The sequence below is a fragment of the Desulfoluna sp. genome, assembly GCF_030145185.1.
In the GTDB taxonomy this organism is placed as follows: Bacteria; Desulfobacterota; Desulfobacteria; order Desulfobacterales; family Desulfolunaceae; genus Desulfoluna.
Map to the genome: position 1 here is coordinate 48,327 of NZ_JAQYWB010000023.1, position 21,514 is coordinate 69,840.

Sequence of the window (21,514 nt, forward strand, 5' to 3'; positions counted from 1 at the left end):
AAGGGTTCATTATAAATGAAGGATGACGTTCATCCAAGAAATCAATCCGCCGGTTCTATATTCACCCCAAGTGCTTGGGGGGTAGCACTGCTGCCCCCTTTCCAGGAAGAGAAGACCAGCACACTCAAGGTCAGAACATAAGGCAGCATCAAAAGAAACGAGGAGGGGATATGGGTCCCCGATGCCTGAAGCCGGAACTGAAAGGCCATGACACCGCCGAACAGATAGGCCCCGGCAACAGCCCGCAACGGGTTCCAAAAGGCAAAAATAACCAGGGCCACGGCAATCCAGCCCCGTCCGGACGTAAGATGATTTGCCCACATATGCGTATAAGCCAGGGAAAGATAGGCCCCGCCGAGCCCCATGAAAAAACCGCCGCACAACACGCCCAGCCATCGATAATTGACGGAATGGATACCTGCAGCCAATGCGGCATCGGGATTTTCACCGGCAGCCCGGAGCCTGAGCCCGGCCCGGGTATATTTGAAAAAGTACCACATGCCCACGGGGACCCCATACGAGACGTAAACCAGAGGGTCCTGCTGAAAAAAAATGGGCCCTAAAAAGGGAATTCGGGCAAGCAATGGAAGGTCCACCGGGACGAACCCCGAAGCGCTCAACCCGATCAGAGGGGTGCCAAGGTAATTGGCCAGCCCCACCCCTAAAATGGTCAGGGCAAGTCCTGAAACCACCTGGTTACCCAGGAATCCGAGACAAACCACGCCATGGACGCCCCCCATCAGCATACCGGCGAGGCCCCCCGCCAGAAACCCGAACCAAACACTGCCCGTGTAATATGAGACGGCAAACCCTGCCAGGGCGCCCACCGCCATAATACCTTCCACGCCAAGGTTCAAAACCCCTGATTTTTCGCAAAAAATGGCCCCCAGGGTCGCAAAAAGAATGGGGGTGCCGGACTGAACCGTGGCCGCCAGCAGAGGAATGAGGATATCGGGGGTCATGGCCGCGGCCTCCGTACAAATCGGTAATTGATGAAAAAAGTTCCGGCAAGGATCGTCAAAAGAATCAATCCCTCCATAATCTCACCGAAGGCTGCGGGGACCTGGAGCTCAAGCTGAAGGTTTTCCACCCCCACCCGAAGTCCCGCCAGGAGAAAGGATGAAATGCCGATATAAAAGGGGTTAAGACGTGCCAGCCAGGCCACCACAATGGCGGTGTAGCCATACCCCACCATGATGGTGGGCTGGAGTCTGTTCAGTGTGGCCGAGGCCTCCACGAATCCCGCCCAACCGGCAAAGGCACCGCTGAGCAGCATGGAGATAATGACCAAACGCCCATAGGGAAACCGCGCGTAGCGTGCGGCTCGAACGTTTTCCCCGCTGGCCTTAAGCTCAAACCCCATCACGGTAAACTTGAAAAAAATGTAGATAACGAGGCCCGAAATCAGGCAGATCAGAAGTCCCCAGTTAAGATTGGTCTCTCCAATCTTGCCGATGATGGCCCCGGAGGAGAACTCCTGGGTCATGGGAAAGCCAAAACTGTCCGGGGATTTCCAGGGTCCGTAAACCAGATAATCAAGAATCAGAATGGCGATATAATTAAGCATCAGGGTCACAATGATCTCGTTGGCATTCGCCTTGAGTTTCAAAACCGCCGGAATGACACCCCAGAGTCCGCCACAGAGAAAGGCAGCCGCCATCATGGACGGAATCATCACCCAGGAAGAGTGTCCGGGAAAGGTGATGGCCACCCAGGTGGCACCGATGGCGCCCAGGGCAAACTGTCCTTCCGCTCCGATATTCCAGATCTGAAGCTTAAAGGCGATGGCGACACCCAATGCGCAGAGGTAAATAGGAATCGCCTTGATCAGACAATCCTCAATGGCATACGAGGAACCAAAAGCCCCTTCAAGCAGGAGGCTCAACCCTTCGATGGGAGAGTTGCCCTGAAAGAACAACAGGCCGGCGCTGAAGAGCAGTGCCATGGCCACGGCTCCGGAATAAATCAGGACTGCGGTCCAGCCCAGGCTTTCCTGACGTTTTCTTATGGTTAAATCGAACATCTTATTGTGTGACTCATTTGTCCTTGGGTCCATAAAGAAATAGGGGGGAACAACCGTTCCCCCCGCGATGCTGCAATCACAAATGCCAGAGCACTATTTGGTGGTGCCGATGACCCCTTCGACGAACCAACCCATTTTCAGAAGATCCTGATCGGAGGGGACGACGCCGTCGGCAATGCGAACCGTACCGGACTGATCCTTGACCGGGCCAGAAAAAACAACGTAGTCGCCTTTTTTGATCTCAGATCTTCGTGCCAGGACGGTGGCTTTCACATCGGCTGGAACCATATCGCTCATGGGACTTAAGTCCACCACGCCTTCGGCCAGGCCATTCCACGTGGATCCGCTCTTCCAGGTCCCGTCTTTGACGCTGTTAAGCACCTCTATATAGTAAGGCGCCCAATTCCAAATGGGAGCCACAAGGTGGGCCTTGGGGGCAAAACTGCTCATGTCGGTGTTGTATCCGATGGAGTACACGCCGCGTTCCTCGGCTGCTTCCTGGGGACCAGGAGAGTCCTGGTGCTGGGCGATGACGTCGGCACCCACATCAAGAAGGCTCTTTGCGCCCTCTTTTTCAATGGCCGGATCGTACCAGGTCTTGGTCCAAACGACGCGCACCTGGGCTTTGGGGTTCACAGCCTGGGCACCCAGGGCAAAGGCGTTGATCCCTCGAATGACCTCAGGCATGGGAAACGCTGCCACATAGCCAAGGACATTGCTCTTTGTCATGGAACCGGCCACCATGCCGGAAAGATAGCGAGCCTGATACATGCGGCCAAAATAGTTGCCCATATTTTTCGAGGTTTCGTAACCGGAACAGTGCATAAATACAGTGTTCGGAAATTTTTTCGCAACCTTCAGCATGGGGTTCATGTACCCGAAGCTGGTGCCAAAAATCAGGTCATATTTATTGCGTGCCATTTTTAAAAAGACACGTTCGGAATCAGCACCTTCTTTGACCGACTCCAGGAATTTGACCTCCACACCGGGAAGGGCTTCGATGGCTTTTCGAGCCACATCGTGGGCATAAGAATAGCCCGCGTCCCCGACTGGAGAGACATAGACAAAACCAATTTTCATTTTCTTTTCAGCCGCCTGTGCTGTCACCCCAGCCACAAGCAGGGCGAGCACCAGCAGAACCAGAACCTTGCGCATATCATCCTCCACATATGAATTGGCTTTGATGGGCAGGACACAGAATCCTGAGATCCAACACGTCCCCGGTATGCCACGAAATCTTGTAGAACGAATCAATCGTCTTCGGCACATCGAAAGCAGGCTGTCCCGAAGATGTACGGGACCATCAATGTAAGCAGTAACTCAAACCAAATATATGAAAGTCCCCTTTTCAGCAAGTCTAAAGAATCTCACCCCTGCAGAAAAAGAGATCACTTGCATTTCACCAACTAAAATGAATAGTCTAAAATTTTTGTGTTAAAATTTTGATTTGAGAGCCTTGGCCTCTCCAGTTATGCGGCTTTAACCGAGACCCCTCAGGAGACGTGCAAACGTTTTGATTCGACCCGTAAGAGTAACACGGGCGTCTCTATCCTGGTAATGAATGACAACAGACGAAACCAAATAAAAATGTCTCATTTTAAATCATCCCGGAGCGTGATTGCCGTCAAGGGCAATATTCTCTACTTTACCGAAGACCCCCGAATTGCAGGGGACAAAGCATGGCATTATCATCCTGACGGAATGCTGCTGATTGAGAACGGCATCATTCAATTTGCAGGAGACCGATGTGACTGCCCGGCCCACGAAGAGGCCGTAACCACCGGGTATGATTACAGCGGCAAATTAATCCTGCCCGGCTTTGTGGACACCCACATCCACCCACCTCAACTATCGATCATCGCCTCCAACAGCACCGAGCTTCTCCATTGGCTCGATACCTATACCTTTCCCGAAGAGGGACGGTTTGCCGACCCAGAGGTTTGTCGACGGGGGGCGGAACGTTACTTTGATGAAACCCTGAAAAACGGCACCACCACCTCCCTGGCCATGGCCACGGTTCATGCCGAATCCGCCGAGGCCCTTTTCCGGGAAGCCGAAAAGCGCAACCTTCGCTTCGTCACCGGCAAAACCCTGATGGATCGCAATGCCCCTGATTTTCTTACAGATACCCCTGAATCTGCCTTTGATGAGAGCCTTTCGCTTATCGAACGCTGGCATGGCAAAGGTCGCCTCGGATATGCCGTCACTCCCCGGTTTGCCGTCACCTCCACACCCCAACAGCTCGATGCGGCGCAAGCGTTGATGAAAGAAGCCGACGGGTTGATCATGCACACCCATTTATCAGAAAATCACGAAGAGATAAGAACGGTCCGAGAGCTCTTCCCCAAAGCTGAAAACTATCTGGATGTCTATGATCACTTCGGACTCGTGGGCAAAGGCTCGCTCTTTGCCCACGCCATTCACCTCAGCGAAGGTGAATATGAGCGCCTCGCGGACAGTGGCGCTGCCGTCTCTTTTTGTCCCTCCTCCAACCTCTTTCTGGGAAGCGGCCTTTTTCGCATGGACAACGCCGAACGGCATAGCATCTCCGTGGGCCTCGGAAGTGACGTAGGGGGTGGCACCTCTTTTTCCCAGCTCTACACGATGGCCGAAGGGTTTAAGGTCTGTCAACTGTGCCGCACGCCCCTTGCCGCGACCACGGCTTTTTATCTGGCCACCCTGGGAGGAGCACGTTCCCTGGGCTTAGAGACGCGGATCGGGTCCTTTCAGAAAGGGTCAGAAGCAGACTTTCTGGTCCTTGACCCGGAAGCCACCCCCCTGGCGGCTCGGCGCACCACGCGCACTGAAAGCCTTGAAGAACGTCTCTTCGTTCTGATGATTTTAGGGGACGACCGCTTCATCACGGCCACCCACATCATGGGGAAACCGGCATATACGCGAAGTGAAGAGCGGCTGTAGACAACAAAAAGGGCGCAGCCACTGTCGCTGCGCCCTTTTCATATGGATTGAATCATTTTTCAGACAAATGCCCCGAACTCTTTCCGTGAAATATCCGGGCTAAATACCCAGCCCGGCAAAAAAAGAGCACAGGGCGTTGACCGCCGACACCAACCGTGGGTTGGAGGCTTCCAATCCTTCCACAGAGGCCAGAAGCCCCTCGGATGAAATAGAGACTAGCTTGGGGTCCGGGCTTTTCCGAACCGCTTCGTGGGTGGTCAATCCCGTAAACCCGGCGATGCTCTCCGCTTCCTCCTGATGACTCTCGGCAAGAATCCCTACCTCCTCTTTCAGAGTCTCCAAAAGAGCCTGGAGCTCCCTGCGCCTGCCCGGATCCATCTGATCAGCGGCTTCAAGAAGGGCTTCAATGCGTTTCATGGTGCTCTCAATCATGACGTCACCTCCTTTGACCCCAAATTTCAGGCCATCTGTTTCATCTAATCGTCATCCACCTATTCAATCGGATATACACGTGGAGTGATCTTCAATATATTCGGTAATCACTTTAAGCTGCATGGCTTCCAGTGCATCCACCGCCTTGCGCTTGTCCTTTCCGGCCACTCGAATGACGAGTTGATAGACCCCGTCGAGCCCCTTTTCAGGCCAGGTAATCAGACTGGTGATATTGATCCCTTCATCCCTCAGACGGCTTGTAATTTCGGCAATCCTGCCGAGTCGATTTCTGACAAGAACGATAATTCGCTCGTTCTCTTCCCCCAGCCCAATGGCATCCATCAGCACGCCCATGACATCGGTCTTGGTGACGATGCCGACAGCATGATTGTCTTTCATCACAGGCAGGGAGCTGATTTCATTGTCTCGTATGAGAAGAGCCGCTTCTTCCACAGTCGTGCCCGGGGTCACCGTGATGACATTTTTAATCATAATCATGCCCACCGTGACCTGATCCAGAAGATAATTCAGTTCATGGGTGCTGAAGGTTGTTGCCGGTGAGGCCAGGTTATACTTAACATCCCTGTCAGAAAGAATGCCCTTAAGATTGCCAGACTCATCGAGAACCACGAGATGCTCGATATGGTGTTCCTTCAGGAGATCCATGGCTTGCTTGATCGTCGTCTCAGGTTTAACCGTAATCAGATTGGTGTGCATGATTCTGCCAACATACATAATAACTGCTCCCTCCTGATAAGAGTGGATTTTTCAAGATAAAGAGTGGACTTTCAAGATAAAGACTGGATTTTCAAGGAAACACGAACGGAAAATGACTACAGGCGGCGTTCCCTCTCTAAGCCATACATTGCTTGTCTAAATCAAAAATTAAGAAATACAAAACCTTTGTGAAAACATGTTACTATTTTAAACACAGGTCAACTACTTGCCATCGCAGGTATTCCCGAATCGGTCAAGTCTAAACCCCCACAGGCCCAGAAAACAACGCTTTAAAAAAAAATGTTTTATCTCATAAATTTTAAAAAATGGTAACCCTTATAAATTAAAGCGTATGACGTTCCCCTGTCAAGTAAAACTCTATAATTATAAAGTAAAAACGCTGAAATATTTACATATCACAAGGATTGACCCCGCGCCGTTTCACGTAATTATAATTGACTTTTACGCAAAGGTTATATTATGAAAAAAGATTACTGAATCGCAAAGCCCCACTTTTCACTCGTCAGAAGAAATCCTCGGGGTGAACGTTTTCGTATGTTTATTTGCAGAAACAATTTTCGGTTGATCACTAATTTTTATTGAAAAGGGAAACACATGAAAAGGTTTCATACTTCTCTTACCGCAACGGTAATGTCGGTATTGTTCGCACTGTGTCTCACCGCTGGCCAGGTCTTTGCCGCTGACACCATCAAGCTTGGCGTCGCAGGCGCCCACAGTGGTGACCTCGCATCCTATGGCCTCCCCACGGTGAATGCCGCCAAATTTGTCGTCGCAGACATCAATGCCGCCGGCGGCGTCCTCGGTAAGCAGGTGGAGTTGATCATCGAAGATGACGTCTGCAAACCCGAAGTGGCCACCAGCACCGCCACCAAACTGGTCACCAGCGGCGTGGATATTGTCCTCGGCCATATCTGCAGCGGTGCCACCAAAGCAGCCATGGGAATCTACCACGGCGCAGGGCTCGTCTGCATCTCACCTTCCGCTACGGCCCCGGACCTGACCTTAAGTGGCGACTACCCCAACTTTTTTCGAACCATCGCCCACGACAAGGTGCAGGCAGAGCTTCAGGTAAAATTTGTCATCGAAAAACTCGGTGCCAAGAAAATCGCCATCCTTCACGACAAAGGGGATTACGGCAAAGGCGCGGCCTCCCTGGCCAAGCAGTTTGTTGAAGCCAACCCCAACGCCGAGGTGGTTTTATTTGAAGGGGTCACCTCCGGATCCGTCAGCTTCGGCCCCATCGTCCAGAAAGTGAAGCGCAGCCGTGCCGATGCCGTGATCTGGGGCGGATACCACTCCGACGCCTCCAAAATTATCCGCCAGATGAACAAAAAGAAGATGAAGGCCTTCTTTGTGGGTGCCGATGGCCTGAAGGACGAAACCTTCATTAAAGTGGCCGGAAAAGATGCCGAGGGTGTCTATGTGTCAGGTCCCATGGACTACTCGAAGAACCCCCTGGCCATCAAAGCCAAAGAGCAGCATAAGAAAGCCTACGGCGATGACCCCGGCGCCTTCTACCTGGAAGCCTATGCGGCCACCCTGGCCATCCTCAATGCCGTTGAAAAAGCCGGAAGCACTGAATACGACGCTGTGGTCAAGGCGCTGATGACCGAATACGTAGAGACTCCCCTTGGCAAGATCCGCTTTGACGAAAAAGGCGATCCCATCGGTGTGGGGTTCACCATGTACCAGGTCCGGAAGGGTCAGTTTGTTGAACTGAACTGAGACGGCCCCCGGGTATCTGACCGTTAACCAAACAGGGGCGAATCTCACTGAGATTCGCCCCTGTTTCGCTGGAACGCCGAAGGCCTTGATTGAAGGCCGCTTGCCCCAAGGCGCGGGGCAGGCAGGAACCTGATATTTAAAACACATGATGCATTGCTTTATGCGGTGTGGGTCCCTGCCCCACCCCGCATCCGTAGATAAGCAGTACCGGCCATAAAAGGCCACTGGAGATGGATAATATGGAGCTGGAGTATTTCTTTGAACTCTTTTTGGGAGGCTTGGTGAAGGGCAGTATCTATGCCCTCATCGCCCTCGGTTACACCATGGTGTACGGCGTCGTTGAATTGATCAACTTTGCCCATGGAGAAATTTATATGCTGGGGGCCTACACCGCCCTCATTGTTGCAAGCGTCCTCACCGTCCTCGGATTTCCTCAGCTGGCCATCGTCGTCATGGCAGGACTTGCTGCGATTATCTGGGCCTCGGCCTACGGGTATACGGTGGAAAAAGTGGCCTACAAGCCCTTGAGAAAAGCCCCGAGACTCTCCCCACTTATCAGCGCCATCGGTATGTCCATCTTCCTTCAGAACTATGTCCTTTTGGCCCAGACAGACAAATTTCTCCCTTTCCCAGAGCTGATTCCTGAATTTGAGTTCTGGGAGCCCTATTCTCATATCATCGGCTCCCCGTCCCTGATGATCCTCGTCTCCACCGTCATCATTATGATGCTTCTTACCTACATTATTAAATACACCACCATGGGAAAAGCGATGCGAGCCACCGCCCAGGACCGCACCATGGCAATGCTGGTCGGTATCTCCGTCAACAAAGTGATCTCCTTCACCTTTGTGATCGGCTCCAGCCTGGCTGCCGTCGGCGGTGTCCTTGTGGCGTCACAAATGGGTCAGATCAACTTTTACATTGGTTTCATGGCAGGCATTAAAGCGTTTACCGCCGCTGTACTCGGAGGTATCGGCAGTATTCCCGGAGCTGTCCTCGGGGGGCTGGTCCTCGGCATGACCGAGAGCTTAGCCACCGGCTACATCTCAAGTGATTACGAAGATGTTTTCGCCTTTGCCTTGTTGGTCCTGATTCTCATTTTCAGGCCGGCCGGCCTTCTCGGTCGCAATACCACCCAAAAAGTTTAACCGGACTCGACTCGGAACGTTTTTGACCGGGCACCCCCGGAACCGCAACCATGGATACAGGTATCCCGATGTTCAAGTTATCTGAAATAAAGAAATCGCTCGTCGTCGCCCTCTGGTTTATCTTTCTCACCTTTCCCATCATGGTGATCAAGGTAAACACCATTGAAAATTTTATCGCCTGGCGTTGGCGAAACATGTTTATGATCGGCATCTGCAGCTTTGTCATTTCCCTTGTCTGGCGCTACTTTCAAGAAAATGAAGCGTCTGGCCAGAGAATCCTCTCGCTGTTCACCCAGATCCCCCTGGTAAAACGCCTTAAAGGGATGTCCGTCTCGGAGCGTCCCACACAAGACGGGGTGATCCGAGAGTCCAACCCCATGATTCAGCGCATCTTTTATACCCTGCTCATCGTGATGGCTCTCCTCTTCCCCTTTGTCAATGACTACCAGACCACTATCCTCACCACGGCTCTTATGTATGTGATCCTCGGCCTGGGCCTCAATATTGCTGTGGGGTTGGCCGGGCTCCTGCATTTGGGTTATGTGGCCTTCTATGCGGTGGGCGCATACACCTATGCCATCCTGAACATGCATTACGGTGTCGGCTTCTGGGTCGCCCTTCCCCTAGGTGGACTTCTCGCCACCCTTTTCGGCATTGCCTTGGGAATTCCCGTCCTTCGCCTGCGTGGGGACTACCTGGCCATCGTGACCCTGGGGTTCGGGGAGATCACCCGCATTACCCTGGAAAACTGGGATGCTCTCACCCAGGGCCCCAGCGGTATCGCCCAGATCCCCAAGCCGGGTCTCTTCGGAATGGAGCTCACCACCCAGCAGGGGATCATGTATGTCTATTATCTTGCGGTGGCCCTTGCCATCCTCACCGTGTTCTGCACCTATAGACTTCAAAACTCTCGCATAGGCCGGGCGCTGATGGCCATGCGTGAAGACGAGATCGCCTCCCAGGCCATGGGCATCAACATTGCCCGCACCAAGCTCACCGCCTTTGCCTTGAGCGCCTCTTTTGCCGGAATGGCCGGGGTTCTGTTTGCCGCAAAAACCGGTTTTATCAACCCCCAGAGTTTTACCTTCATGGAATCGGCCATTATCCTCTCCATCGTGGTTCTGGGCGGAATGGGCTCTATTTTAGGGGTCATCATCGGTGCCCTGATTCTCATCCTCCTGCCCGAATACTTGCGGGAGGTGGGCAACTATCGCATGCTGCTGTTCGGTGCCAGCATGGTCATCATGATGATCTTCCGCCCCCAGGGAATTATCTCCAACGTGCGCAAAGTGTATAAAATCGACCAGGGAGGGCAGAAGTAACATGACGACCGAAACCATCTTAGACGTCAAGAAGCTCACCATGGACTTTGGAGGTCTCCGCGCCTTGAACCATGTGGACCTCACCATTCAAAAGGGTGAGATCGTTGCCCTGATCGGACCGAACGGTGCGGGAAAAACCACCTTTTTCAACTGTGTCACAGGGATCTACACCCCCACCGGTGGAGAGATATTTCTGGGGGGTACCGGGAAAAAACCGATCCGCCTGAACGGAATCAAACCCAACCGCATTGCAGATCTCGGCATGACCCGTACCTTTCAAAACATCCGCCTCTTTCAGAACATGACCGTCCTGGAAAACGTGATGATTGGTCGTCACATCAGAACCCAAGCCGGTATCTTCAGTGCCCTGACACGGCTTCCTTCGGCCCGGAAAGAAGAAAAAAAGACCATCGACGACGCATACAATCTCCTGGAAAAAGTGGATCTGGCAGATTGGGCCAACGAATTCGCAAAGAACCTCCCTTACGGAGACCAGAGGCGTCTTGAGATTGCCCGCGCCATGGCCACCGACCCGGTCCTTCTTCTTCTCGACGAACCCGCCGCAGGGATGAACCCCCAGGAAACCCAGAGGCTCGACGCCTTGATCCGTAAAATACGGGATGAAGAGGGGATTACCATTCTCCTTATCGAACACGACATGAAGCTGGTCATGAACCTCTCCGAGCGCATCTACGTCATGGACTACGGAAGTGGAATCGCCACGGGTACCCCCATGGACATCAAGAACAACCCGGCCGTCATTAAGGCTTATCTCGGAGAAGAGGTCATCGATGCTTAAACTCAGCCATGTAAATACCTTTTATGGAAACATTCAGGCCCTGAAAGGGCTCTCCATCGAGATCAACGAAGGCGAAATTATCACCCTCATCGGGGCCAACGGGGCGGGGAAAACCACCACCCTCATGTCCATCTCCGGCGTGGTCCCCCCCCGATCCGGTGAGATCATCTTCGACGGCGTCCCCATCCACGCCATGAGCCCTGAAAAAATTGTCAAAATGGGTCTGTGTCAAGTGCCTGAAGGACGACGCATCTTCCCGCAGTTAACCATCCTTGAAAATCTCGACATGGGTGCCTACCTTCGCGAAGACAAAGACGGGGTGCAACAGGATCTTGACTATGTCATGGATCTTTTTCCCATCCTCAAAGAACGGCGAAATCAGGCCGGAGGAACCCTCTCCGGGGGGGAACAGCAAATGCTCGCCATCTCCCGAGCGCTCATGGCACGGCCACGGCTTCTCCTGCTGGACGAGCCCTCCCTGGGCCTGGCCCCCCTCATCATTCGTCAGATTTTTGATATCATTGCACGGATCAACAAAGAGAACGGGACCACCATCTTTCTCGTGGAACAAAACGCCAACCTCGCTCTGAAATCCGCTCACCGAGGCTATGTCATGGAGAACGGGGTGGTCACGCTTTCTGACACCGCTGAAAATCTTCTGGCGAACGAAGAGGTCAAAAAAGCCTACCTCGGAATCTAAGGCAAAACGAATAAAAAAAAGGACGTTTTTACCACGATGCCCGGTAAAAACGTCCCTCTTTTATCGATGAGAAAGGCTCTTTGTTATTGTATGGAGATGACCTCTTTTAGATGAATCACATGGTCGATCTGATCTTTTGAGACCTCGTTTAAGGCAAGGAGCCGCACCTTGCAGAGACGCTTGATCGCTTTTCCATTTTCTTCCTGATCCAATGGGGTATCGGAGATCACTTTAAAGGGGAGATTGTCGGCCAGAAACCCGCGACCGAGCACCACAATTTCAGCGCTGGAGAAGACTCCAGGTTCAAGGGCTGCGCCACTGAAATAGAAGAAACTCATGGACGTATATCCGATGGAGAACACTTGGCAAATCTGAGGAGCCAGTTCCGGAATCACAGCATACACACCCTCTGAAAACCATGCCACCCCCTGCTGCACCCTTTTATCACGCTGAATCCCCTGAGAGACGTTTTCGCTTTTCTGACGCATGAGGCATCGGTGGCACATGGTGACATCCAGGTGGCGTTCCTTCTGCTGCATCATAATAACCTCCATCATTTCGGCATGCTGGGTTCAGGTGTAAGGTAGCTGAGATCGCAACGGGAATCGATCCGTCGGCCCTATCCGTCAGAATGAGCGACGCAAGCGGACTTCGATTCTCAACAGAGCGAGGTGCCTTAAAAATTGCGTTCTTTGCCATGACTTGTGTTTACTTCAGCGTGGGCTCCATAATATTTTGGAGGTGGCTCTTTGTCTATAGAGACAACCGATCATTTTCATGGGGCATTCCCCTATAGGGAACTATAGAAGGTCAGGCCCCTCGGGATTTTCTCACCAGATTGCTCTCTCTTAATTCAGGAAAGGTTCCCGAATGGCTTATTTTCTGAGGGGCACCTCCACGCCCCTTGAATATGAATGCACGCGACCCATGAAATATCCGGGTGAGCCTCCATGCCTCCAGCTGGCGTAAACGTTCCGCTCGGTCCGATCTCTTTTAAACATGATCACTTCAATATAAAGGGGATGCAGATGCGCATCGTTTCTGACAACTTTCAACTGGTCCGCCCAACCCTGCACGAGGCGGCCGTTCAAAAAAAAGCCCCGCCCATCATTGACGTAATCAACCGACTGATCACCTCAGGCAGCGATGCCATTGATCTGAACATCGGCCCCCTCGGCAAGGAGAGCCCTACGGTCATCCCCTATCTTATGGATGTGGTACGTGGCGTCACCGCCCTCCCCCTTTTTATCGACTCCCCCAACGCGGAGATGGCGCGTCTTGCCTTAGCTTCGGGGCACGCCGGGATTCACGTCAACGGTTTCTCTCTTCAGCCCTCCCGATTGACCCCCTTTCTCTCCCTGATGGCGCAGTATGAAGCCTCTCATTTCGTGGGATACCTTCTCTCCGAAGAGGGCGCCGTCCCCACGGCCCATGACGGGCGACTTCAAACGGCTACCACCCTCATAACCGCGGTAGAGGCTAAAGGGGAGGGCCTGATGGACCGCCTCATTATCGATCCGGTGGTGGTCCCTTTGAGTTGGGACGACGGGACCTTTCATGCACTTGAAGTCGTTCGGACCCTGCGGGCTCTTCCCGATCTCGCAGGCCGGCGCGTCCAGAGCATGGCCGGACTCTCCAACCTCACCAGTGGCCCTGTACCTCGTCAGAAAGGAGAGCTGATGGAACAGGCCTACATCCCCCTTCTGGCCGAGGCCGGACTGGATTACATCCTGATGAATACAAACCGAAGAAAAAGCGTTCTGGGCGTCCACGCCGCAAACCTTCTGACCGGCGGCCTCCCCTTCTCCTGGGAGGCCCTGACCATTTAAAAAACAAAACGCGTCGCAAAGAGCTCCTCTTCACGACGCGTTATTCGTTTATTTGTAACTATTCAGCCCCAGAAAAAGCCTCCAGCGCATGCACGCCTCAGGGCTCAGTTCCCGCGCAGTCATCCCCTGCAGGCTTGGAGAGGTCCTTTAAGCGCAGGATAATATCTGCCACCGTCGCCCCTTTCCCCTTGGGGTGCACCAGGAGTGGGTTGATGTCCAGCTCCTGGATTTCGGGATGGTTGTCCACCATCTGCGCCACACGCACCAGGCACTTTTCAATCTCTTCGATGTCGGCGACGGGCTTGCCCCTGAACCCTGTAAGGAGGGGATAAGCCCGGATGCTCTTGATCATCCGTCTTGCCGTATTGCGCCCGAACGGTGCGACACGGAACACCACATCCTTGAAGAGTTCCACAAAAATTCCCCCGAGGCCAAACATCACCAGGGGCCCAAACTGCTGATCCTGCTTCATCCCGAGGATGATCTCATCGCCAGGCAACGCCATCTGCTGGACCAGAACCCCTCGTATCCTGGCATCCTCTTTGTATGCCGCGGCGCATGCCAGAATGTCCGTATAGGTGGTCTCCACCTCCTCGGGCGCCCGGATTCCCACCCGAACCCCTTTGGCGTCAGATTTATGGGGGATATCCGGAGAAACAATCTTCATCACCACGGGATACCCGATGCGTCGGGCGATATCCACCGCCGCAGAAGGCGAGGTCGCGATCTCCATATCCAGGGTCTTGAGACCATAGCATTGAAGGATTTGACGCCCTTCATACTCGCCCAAAAGGGTCTGACCGTTTTCAAGGTGCTCGCGAATGATCGATGCCGCCCTTTCCACATCGTATTCCAGCTTATACTGGGGCAAAATCCGGCGGCTCAACCAACAATGCGCCAGATAAAGCTTGCCCAGCACTTTGGCGGCATTTTCAGGGAAATCGTAGACGGGCACCCCGGCCTTCTGAAGAATTTTTACCCCCGGTGAGACGTCCACGACCCCCATAAAAGCACAGGTGATCGGCTTTAAGGTGCGCCGGGATATTTCGGAAATCGCCGTGGCCGTGCCGATGGCATCGGTCATGGATTGAGGGGTCAGAATAATCAAAGCCCCATCGACTCCCTCATCACTGATCACGGTGGTCAGGGCATTTTCATAACGATCTCGAGCCGCATCCCCGATGACGTCCACCGGGTTATTGAAGTTTGCCGTGGGAGGCAAATGACGTTTCAACTCCTCCACCGTCTCCTCACTGAAGACAGCCAGGTTCATCCCGGCATTTTCCGTCATGTCCGTGGCAATAATCCCCGGCCCCCCCGCATTGGTGACAATGGCAATGTTGCGACCGGTGGGGTATTTGCGTGGAGAAAAGCCCTGGGCCAGGTCAAAGAGTTCGTTGACCGACTCACAACGGATCACACCCGCCTCGGCAAAGAGAGCATCATAAACGGCGTCAGACCCCGCCAGGGAACCGGTATGGGACGCGGCAGCGGCAGCTCCCGCCACAGAGCGCCCCGACTTGATCACCAGAATAGGGGTGGGGTTGTCACCGGAGGTGATCTCTTTGGCAACATCGATAAACTCCTTGCCCTTGCGGGTCATCTCCTCCATGTAAATCATGATCACATGGGTTTCCGGATCTGCATGGTAGTACCGGAGCAGATCGAGTTCATCCACATCGGCTTTGTTGCCGATGGAGACAAACTTGGAAAACCCAAAACCCCGATCGGCGGCAAAATCAAGCACCGCGGTACAAAGGGCCCCGCTCTGGGAAATAAAGGAGATATGTCCCATGGCGGGCATGCGCGTGGAAAAACTGGCATTTAAGGAGACGGATGAAGAGGGGTTGATCACCCCCAGGCAGTTGGGGCCAACAATGCGAATACCGGCCTCTTTGCAGATGGATTTAATCTTCTCCTCAATTTCAAGACCTTCACCCCCGACCTCCTTGAACCCGGCAGAGATGATCACCGCCCCTTTGACTTTTTTAATCACACACTCTTCAATGGCTTTCAGAGCCGCCAGGGGCGGAAGGATGATCAGGGCCAGGTCAATGGGATCAGGAATCGTCAAGATGGATTCGTAACAGCGCACGCTTAAAACAGATTTCGCTTTCGGATTGACCGGATAGAGGGTTCCCTGGAACCCCCCATGGAGAATATTACTGAAAATATCATGCCCCACCTTGCCTTTGCTGGTGGAGGTACCGAGAACGGCAATGGATTGAGGAGAAAAGATAGCGTCCAGACTGTGCCACATAGGTTACTCCCTTGACGGTGGTTTGGAATATAAATGCGTCCAACAGCTCCAACACTCAACATGCACAAGCGATCATCGTTTACATCAGACGATAAAAAAAAAGGCCTCGTGGATCGTACCCCGTTGCCAATGATTTAGAATTGATGAGGGAAAGCTCACTCATCGTCTGTAGTAAACCCCTTCTGAATGAACCTGTCAATCACTTCTCAAACCATCAATTCAGGAAAACAAATCCTCCCCCCGGAAGATCTGTGTTTCGTGACCGTGGGCCTTAACCCGGATATTTCACGAGTCGAGTGCACCCATATTCAAGGCATCAGAGTTGCAGATGTAGTGGTTTACCTCAAAGCTCTGATAACGCAGAAGATGGGTGCACTCGGCTCGCCCGAAGGGTGAGAAAAGCGAGTAGAAAATGGCAAATCACATTTTACATTTTTGAAATGTCTATATATTTCTTGGTAACACGCTGTAATAAAATACTATTGTCTTGGTATGGTCATTTTCTCATGAAATATCCGGGCTAAATCAAACACCATGCAGGCGACATGCGTCACCAACTCCACCCCAGAGAGAGCTGAGCCGCATAGCGGCGGTCCTCTTTCTGCCCGGCATGAACCCCGACCTCTTCGCCGTAAGTGGCCACATCGAAACGGAGCACTTTAAAATTAACCGTGGCCCCCGCCGTGTAGTACCCCTGGGAGAGACCGGCTCGAAGAGCCAACAGAATGGGGAACTCGAGCTCCGCACCCAGATGCATTTTTTTCTCCGTCGACCCGTCACCCGTCAGATTGTCTGTCAGGTCGTGGTAATCCAAGGCCTCGGTCAGGGTAAACCCGGAAAAAGTCTGTGCCAGCGCCACCCCGACATTAACCTGGGATTTTTGATCCCGGGCTTCTCCGAAGTCCATCTCTTTGATGTTAATCGCCGCAAGCCCCAGATTCACCTGAGTCAGCCCCTGAATATCCCGACTCCAGATCATCCCCAGGTCCATGGAGGCATCACTTCCGTCTTTCTCATCGTCCTCCAGAGTGTCCCCGAAGTCGTTATCGGCAATGTCCATCGCTGTATAGACTTCATCGATGCTTGTGCGGTTAAGGGCCTTTACCCCCACTCCGAGGCTCAACCCCGGCACCATGGGAAGGGCATACCCCACCCCCACCTGACCTCCATAATCAATATCAGAGACCAGATGCAACTCAGGATAGGTTGGGTTTCGAATGACCATGTCCGCGTAACCACGCCCGACGCCGGCCACCATCACTCCAACGTCGCGAAAACGAAACCCCGCATAGACATCCCCGGCTACCTTGATGTGATTGGTGTCTCCCACGTATTTCTTCAAGAGCTCGGAGACTTCCGATGTGTTATCCTGGTCAATATCATCAAAATCCTTGTACAGGTCAGCGCTGTCTTCCGAGAACTCCACCATGGGATTCAAAATCCCCAGCCCAAACCCTTCGGTTCGGCTGAGACCGGCGGGGTTGTAGTTGATGGCATTTTGATCGTCTGCAATGGCAGTAAAAGCGCCCCCCATGCCCAGGGGCCTGACGCCTTGATGAAAAGAGCGATAAGGTTCAGCCAGCACAGTGGATGCGAAAAGCAAGGCGCCCGCCATAAAAGCGCAGGATGTTATATATTTATATGAAGGCATGATCTTCTCCTTTGTACGTGTCCTCATCCTATTCACCCAGCCCATTCAGAAAAGCCACGAATTCAGCGTAGACAATTATCCCATCACCGTTGGGATCGATCAATTTTTGAATGGCTTGAAACTCTTCCGCCAAATCGTTTCCCACGCCCAGAATCGACACGGATTGCTGAACATACCAGACATCCTGACCCATCTGATCCAGCTCCGCCTGGGTCACATTGATGGTTGAAAAATCAACTCCCGGCCGAGCTTTAAGGGTCTTAACCCAGGCCTCTGTAAGACCCACGATTCGGACTGGCGAAACGGCATCCCCATAATTCTGGCAGAGAACTTCTCCGAGAACCAAGACAAAGTCCGTGAGTCCATAAATACCTAATTTAATGGTTCCGTCATCGCTCAATGCGCGTCCCCCTACGGATTGGGTCAACGCTGTTTTGCCTTGGTCCATGTAAGAGAGACGGTCAATGATCTCCAGGCAGCTAAGGAGTCCCTGCTCGCCTTCGCCCAGCATTTTACCGATGATATCAACGGTCTCCGGCCCCCCGGTTTCAAGGGCGCTGAGAATATCAAAGGTATTGAGACCCGCCTTGCCAACATAAGCGCTGCCCAGGGTTTCAAGCACCTCGGCAACCTGAGGCATGCCCGTCAAAATGGAAATGGCTTTGTCGAACTGATTGCCGTCAATGGCAATTTTCGCCTCTTCGAGTTCGGAATCAAAGCTGTCGTCATCATCACAGGCCATCGTGAAAACCACCAGACACACACAGCAAATCATGGCCAGGACCCCTCGAAAAAAGGTGATGGGTCTGTCGTTACGCATGGTATCCATTTGCCCCCCCTGCATCATCATGAATCGTTAAGCCCTGTTTGCCCCCAAGCGATAACGCCTGTCCGGCAATCCAAAGACCTGCCAAGTCACAACCCTTTCTGTCAATACAGACAAAACGATGCAAGACCAGGCAAACAAGGCAGATGGAAAAAACGAGAACAGCTGTTGCTGAATAACGGTGGAAAAACGAGGTTGGAGAACCGAATAGCGCCCGTTGATCGGGCCACGGCAAAAAAATGTATTCAAAACTATACCAGCAAAAGCAGGCAATTACCAGCCAAGGACCAAAAAGAAGCGCAGTTACCGTCCACACAAAACAAAAAAAGCGGGGTCGCCACCTGGCCACCCCGCTCACTCATCTTCTAATCCGTTACGGACGCATGAACATCTTTCTCGTAACCTGCGCTACCAGCTCCACCCCATGGAGACCTGGGCGACATAGCGGCGGTCCTCTTTCTGACCGGCGTAGGCCCCCATCTCTTCCCCGTAAGTGGCCACATCAAAACGAATCACTTTAAAATCCAGGGTGGCTCCAGCGGTGTAGTACCCCTGAGAAAGGCCACCCCGCACAGCAAGGAGAAAGGGCAGCTTCAACTCCGCCCCCATATGCAGTTTCTTTTCGGTGGAATCATCTTCGGCCAGATTGTCGGTGAGATCATGGTAATCAAACGCCTCCGTCAATGTGCAACCCAAAAAGGTCTGCTCAAAGGCGACACCGGCATTCACCTGAGTCTTCTGATCAAGGGCTTCCCCAAAATCCATCTCCTTAAGGTTAAGCCCTGCAACACCTATGCTCACCCGGGTGAGCCCTTCGATATCCCGGCTCCAGATCATCCCCAGGTCAAAGGAGGCATCGCTGCCGTCTTTCTGGTCATCTTCCAGGGTGTCCTCGAAGTTGTCATCGGCAATCGCCTTGGCCGTATAGACCTCATCGATACTTTTTCGAGTAAGGGCCTTCACCCCCACCCCAAGGCTCAACCCCGGCAGCATGGGAAGTTCATACCCCACCCCCACCTGACCACCATAATCCAGAACGGAGGTGAGATGAAGCTCAGGATACGTCGGGTTTCGAATGGACATGTCCACAAATCCACGACCGACACCCGCCACCATCACCCCGGCGTTGCCCATGCGGAACCCTGTGTAGAGATCTGCGGCCACCTTGATGTGGTTGTTCTCTCCCACATGTTTCTTCAGAAGGTCGCTCACCTCAGAGGTATCATCCTGATCGATGTCGTCGAAATCCTGATAAAGATCGTAGCTGTCCTCGGAGGCTTCCACCAGGGGGTTGAGGATACCCAGACCGAAACCTTGGGTGCGGCTGAGGCCGGCCGGGTTAAAATCGATGGCATTTTGATCGTTGGCCACGGCGGTAAAGGCGCCTCCCATCCCCATGGGGCGGGCCCCCATGTGAAAACCCCGGTAAGGGGCGGCCCATCCGGCGGACGCAAGGAACAGGACCGCCGCGACGCAGAGGCCTAAGGTTGCATAGTTCGATGAACGCATCTTCTTCTCCTTTATGAGTGCCTTAATCTTAGGACCTGAGTCCATTGAGGAAAGAAATGTATTCATCTTTATTGATATACATCGCCTCATCGTTATCTGAGTTAATATCCTGCAAGAACATGGTAAACTCTTCAGCCAGGTCGTTGGCAGTTCCCAAAGCGCTGAGCCCAAGCATTACATAATCGATGTCCTCATTGATGCGTTTAAGTTGATCCTCCGTGACGTCGATGGCTTCAAAATCATCAGCCAGTGCCTTGATCCCCGCTTCAGTGAGGGTCACCTCAAATTGCGCATCACCGCCGCCAAATTTGTAGCAAATGATCTCTCCGGTCACGAGAATAAAATCGGTGAAGCCATAAATGCCCAACTGGACGTGGCCGTCTTTATCCAAGGCCGAGACACTGCCCCCTGCGGATGCGATGAGTTTGGTCTTGGCCAAATCCATCAGTGATGATTTGGTCTGTACCCCCAGGCACGAAAGACGGCCATCTCCCGAGGTTCCCAAAATTTTTCCAATGAGATCGATGCTGCCATCGTTTCCGCTGGTGTCTCCATCATCCAGTTGACCGAGAATCTCAAAGGTATCGATGCCCACCTGGCCGGCATAGGCACTGGCAAGGACGCCCAAGGCCTCAGCCCCGGTCATCCCCTCCAAAAGGTCTTCCGCCCTTTCGTAATCGCCCTCGTCAAGGGCGATTTTTGCCTCTTCTAACTTGGAGGCACTGCTGTCTTCGTCATCACAGCCGACAGTACACACGGCCAGAAAAAAAATACAAACCAGCACCATTGCAGTCCGCAACAGGCTCCCAGAGTTCTTGGTATGGATTGAATCCATGCACCCCCCAAAAAATTATAAATCATGTAAACAAAACTCACGCGTTTGAACCTGTTATATCTAAGTCTATAGAAATACAGTACAAATCAGCGCCGCAAAATCGCCATAGAGACTATAAGGTTCGACATCACCCGTATGGGAACTGACATTCACAGCTCCTCGAAGGGAAATCGTTCCAAACTGCATTCTTTTATTCGTCATTTTCCACCGATTTCTTTAGCGCGGGACAGCCTGAAACGAATAAAAACTAAATCGGCCCAGACATAAGAAGCTTAAGTAAAGGGTTAACACCGCCAAGACAAGGAGAAAAAGAGAGGCGATACATTTCGAGCCAGAGACCTACCAGAGACCTACCAGAGACCTATAGGAAACAGCAACAGCACCCCCCACGTGCAAGGTAGGTCACCTTGAATCACCGCGGAAAGAACCCAAAAAAACAAAAAAAGGCCCCGTATTTTTCAATACGAGGCTTTGGAAGCGTTTATTTAAAGGTGTTATTCAAACTGCGGGGGTTCGAGCCCTCTTAGCCCAAGCATTGTCTCAAGGGAGGCCACCCGTTCGTCCATCTCAATGAGATAAGTTTCGAGCATGTCAATATACTCGGCCAGTTTTCTTGAAACATGATACTCTTCTTCTTTGGTCTCCAGACGATGCATCCGGGCTTCAAGCGACTTTTTTTCTCCTTGATCCAAACCAGGCATATCTTCCCCCCCCTCTTGCTGTATAGCAGTTAATCCCCACCAGATCTGTAGATTACCACACAAGCCGTATCATATGAGATAATGCACGCCTCGTATA

At 52.7% G+C, this 21,514-nt stretch carries 19 protein-coding genes; 7 read left to right on the top strand and 12 right to left on the bottom strand.

The features are described from left to right. Nucleotides 1-41: 41 nt before the first annotated feature. The 3 genes from Q1Q75_RS09405 to Q1Q75_RS09415 all read right to left on the bottom strand — a co-directional run bounded on the left by Q1Q75_RS09405 (nucleotide 42) and on the right by Q1Q75_RS09415 (nucleotide 3,178). Nucleotides 42-962, bottom strand: coding sequence for an ABC transporter permease (locus Q1Q75_RS09405; RefSeq protein WP_300669730.1), 921 nt, complete (start codon nucleotides 960-962; stop codon nucleotides 42-44). After that, complete coding sequence (locus Q1Q75_RS09410; protein ID WP_300669731.1) at nucleotides 959-2,023, bottom strand: ABC transporter permease; 1,065 nt, start codon at nucleotides 2,021-2,023, stop codon at nucleotides 959-961. Before Q1Q75_RS09410 ends, Q1Q75_RS09405 begins: the two co-directional genes overlap by 4 nt. Before the next feature lie 93 nt (nucleotides 2,024-2,116). Continuing rightward, nucleotides 2,117-3,178: a BMP family ABC transporter substrate-binding protein gene (locus Q1Q75_RS09415; protein ID WP_300669732.1), complete on the bottom strand. Its 1,062-nt coding sequence runs from the start codon at nucleotides 3,176-3,178 to the stop codon at nucleotides 2,117-2,119. Between the two features lie 432 nt (nucleotides 3,179-3,610). Here Q1Q75_RS09415 and guaD point away from each other — a divergent pair, with 432 nt between their 5' ends. Further along, on the top strand, nucleotides 3,611-4,942 hold the full coding sequence (gene guaD / locus Q1Q75_RS09420; RefSeq protein ID WP_300669733.1) for a guanine deaminase: 1,332 nt from the start codon (nucleotides 3,611-3,613) through the stop codon (nucleotides 4,940-4,942). Between the two features lie 99 nt (nucleotides 4,943-5,041). Here the strand turns inward: guaD and Q1Q75_RS09425 are convergent, their stop codons facing one another. Next, on the bottom strand, nucleotides 5,042-5,374 hold the full coding sequence (locus tag Q1Q75_RS09425) for a hypothetical protein (RefSeq protein WP_300669735.1): 333 nt from the start codon (nucleotides 5,372-5,374) through the stop codon (nucleotides 5,042-5,044). Nucleotides 5,375-5,437: 63 nt separating this feature from the next. Further along, nucleotides 5,438-6,109: a CBS and ACT domain-containing protein gene (locus Q1Q75_RS09430; RefSeq protein WP_300669737.1), complete on the bottom strand. Its 672-nt coding sequence runs from the start codon at nucleotides 6,107-6,109 to the stop codon at nucleotides 5,438-5,440. 597 nt (nucleotides 6,110-6,706) lie between these two features. On the opposite strand from Q1Q75_RS09430, the gene Q1Q75_RS09435 reads away from it, so the two are divergent. The 5 genes from Q1Q75_RS09435 to Q1Q75_RS09455 all read left to right on the top strand — a co-directional run bounded on the left by Q1Q75_RS09435 (nucleotide 6,707) and on the right by Q1Q75_RS09455 (nucleotide 11,806). Then, nucleotides 6,707-7,837, top strand: coding sequence for a branched-chain amino acid ABC transporter substrate-binding protein (locus Q1Q75_RS09435; protein WP_300669738.1), 1,131 nt, complete (start codon nucleotides 6,707-6,709; stop codon nucleotides 7,835-7,837). A gap of 239 nt (nucleotides 7,838-8,076) precedes the next feature. Then, nucleotides 8,077-8,985: a branched-chain amino acid ABC transporter permease LivH gene (locus Q1Q75_RS09440; RefSeq protein WP_300669740.1), complete on the top strand. Its 909-nt coding sequence runs from the start codon at nucleotides 8,077-8,079 to the stop codon at nucleotides 8,983-8,985. A gap of 50 nt (nucleotides 8,986-9,035) precedes the next feature. Continuing rightward, nucleotides 9,036-10,307: a high-affinity branched-chain amino acid ABC transporter permease LivM gene (gene livM / locus Q1Q75_RS09445; RefSeq protein ID WP_300669742.1), complete on the top strand. Its 1,272-nt coding sequence runs from the start codon at nucleotides 9,036-9,038 to the stop codon at nucleotides 10,305-10,307. Nucleotide 10,308: 1 nt separating this feature from the next. After that, nucleotides 10,309-11,106, top strand: a complete 798-nt coding sequence (locus Q1Q75_RS09450) for an ABC transporter ATP-binding protein (RefSeq protein ID WP_300669744.1) — start codon at nucleotides 10,309-10,311, stop codon at nucleotides 11,104-11,106. After that, complete coding sequence (locus Q1Q75_RS09455) at nucleotides 11,099-11,806, top strand: ABC transporter ATP-binding protein (RefSeq protein ID WP_300669746.1); 708 nt, start codon at nucleotides 11,099-11,101, stop codon at nucleotides 11,804-11,806. The genes Q1Q75_RS09450 and Q1Q75_RS09455 overlap by 8 nt, the downstream gene beginning before the upstream one ends. Nucleotides 11,807-11,889: 83 nt before the next feature. On the opposite strand, the gene Q1Q75_RS09460 is transcribed toward Q1Q75_RS09455, so the two are convergent. Then, nucleotides 11,890-12,348, bottom strand: a complete 459-nt coding sequence (locus tag Q1Q75_RS09460) for a hypothetical protein (RefSeq protein ID WP_300669748.1) — start codon at nucleotides 12,346-12,348, stop codon at nucleotides 11,890-11,892. 486 nt (nucleotides 12,349-12,834) lie between these two features. On the opposite strand from Q1Q75_RS09460, the gene Q1Q75_RS09465 reads away from it, so the two are divergent. Next, the gene (locus Q1Q75_RS09465; RefSeq protein ID WP_300669750.1) at nucleotides 12,835-13,635 is read left to right on the top strand and encodes a dihydropteroate synthase; all 801 of its coding nucleotides are present in this window, start codon (nucleotides 12,835-12,837) and stop codon (nucleotides 13,633-13,635) included. 97 nt (nucleotides 13,636-13,732) lie between these two features. Here the strand turns inward: Q1Q75_RS09465 and Q1Q75_RS09470 are convergent, their stop codons facing one another. The 6 genes from Q1Q75_RS09470 to Q1Q75_RS09495 all read right to left on the bottom strand — a co-directional run bounded on the left by Q1Q75_RS09470 (nucleotide 13,733) and on the right by Q1Q75_RS09495 (nucleotide 21,417). After that, a complete protein-coding gene (locus tag Q1Q75_RS09470) occupies nucleotides 13,733-15,895 on the bottom strand; it encodes an acetate--CoA ligase family protein (RefSeq protein WP_300669752.1) in 2,163 nt (720 codons plus the stop codon). 550 nt (nucleotides 15,896-16,445) lie between these two features. Continuing rightward, nucleotides 16,446-17,546 (bottom strand): conjugal transfer protein TraF, encoded by a 1,101-nt coding sequence (gene traF / locus Q1Q75_RS09475; RefSeq protein ID WP_300669754.1) that lies wholly within the window; start codon nucleotides 17,544-17,546, stop codon nucleotides 16,446-16,448. 28 nt (nucleotides 17,547-17,574) lie between these two features. After that, complete coding sequence (locus Q1Q75_RS09480; RefSeq protein WP_300669756.1) at nucleotides 17,575-18,375, bottom strand: hypothetical protein; 801 nt, start codon at nucleotides 18,373-18,375, stop codon at nucleotides 17,575-17,577. 405 nt (nucleotides 18,376-18,780) lie between these two features. Next, complete coding sequence (locus tag Q1Q75_RS09485) at nucleotides 18,781-19,881, bottom strand: conjugal transfer protein TraF (protein ID WP_300669758.1); 1,101 nt, start codon at nucleotides 19,879-19,881, stop codon at nucleotides 18,781-18,783. A gap of 28 nt (nucleotides 19,882-19,909) precedes the next feature. Continuing rightward, entirely contained in the window at nucleotides 19,910-20,716 is an 807-nt protein-coding gene (locus tag Q1Q75_RS09490; RefSeq protein WP_300669760.1) for a hypothetical protein, read from the bottom strand. 494 nt (nucleotides 20,717-21,210) lie between these two features. Then, a complete protein-coding gene (locus Q1Q75_RS09495; protein ID WP_300669762.1) occupies nucleotides 21,211-21,417 on the bottom strand; it encodes a hypothetical protein in 207 nt (68 codons plus the stop codon). Between the last annotated feature and the right edge of the window lie 97 nt (nucleotides 21,418-21,514).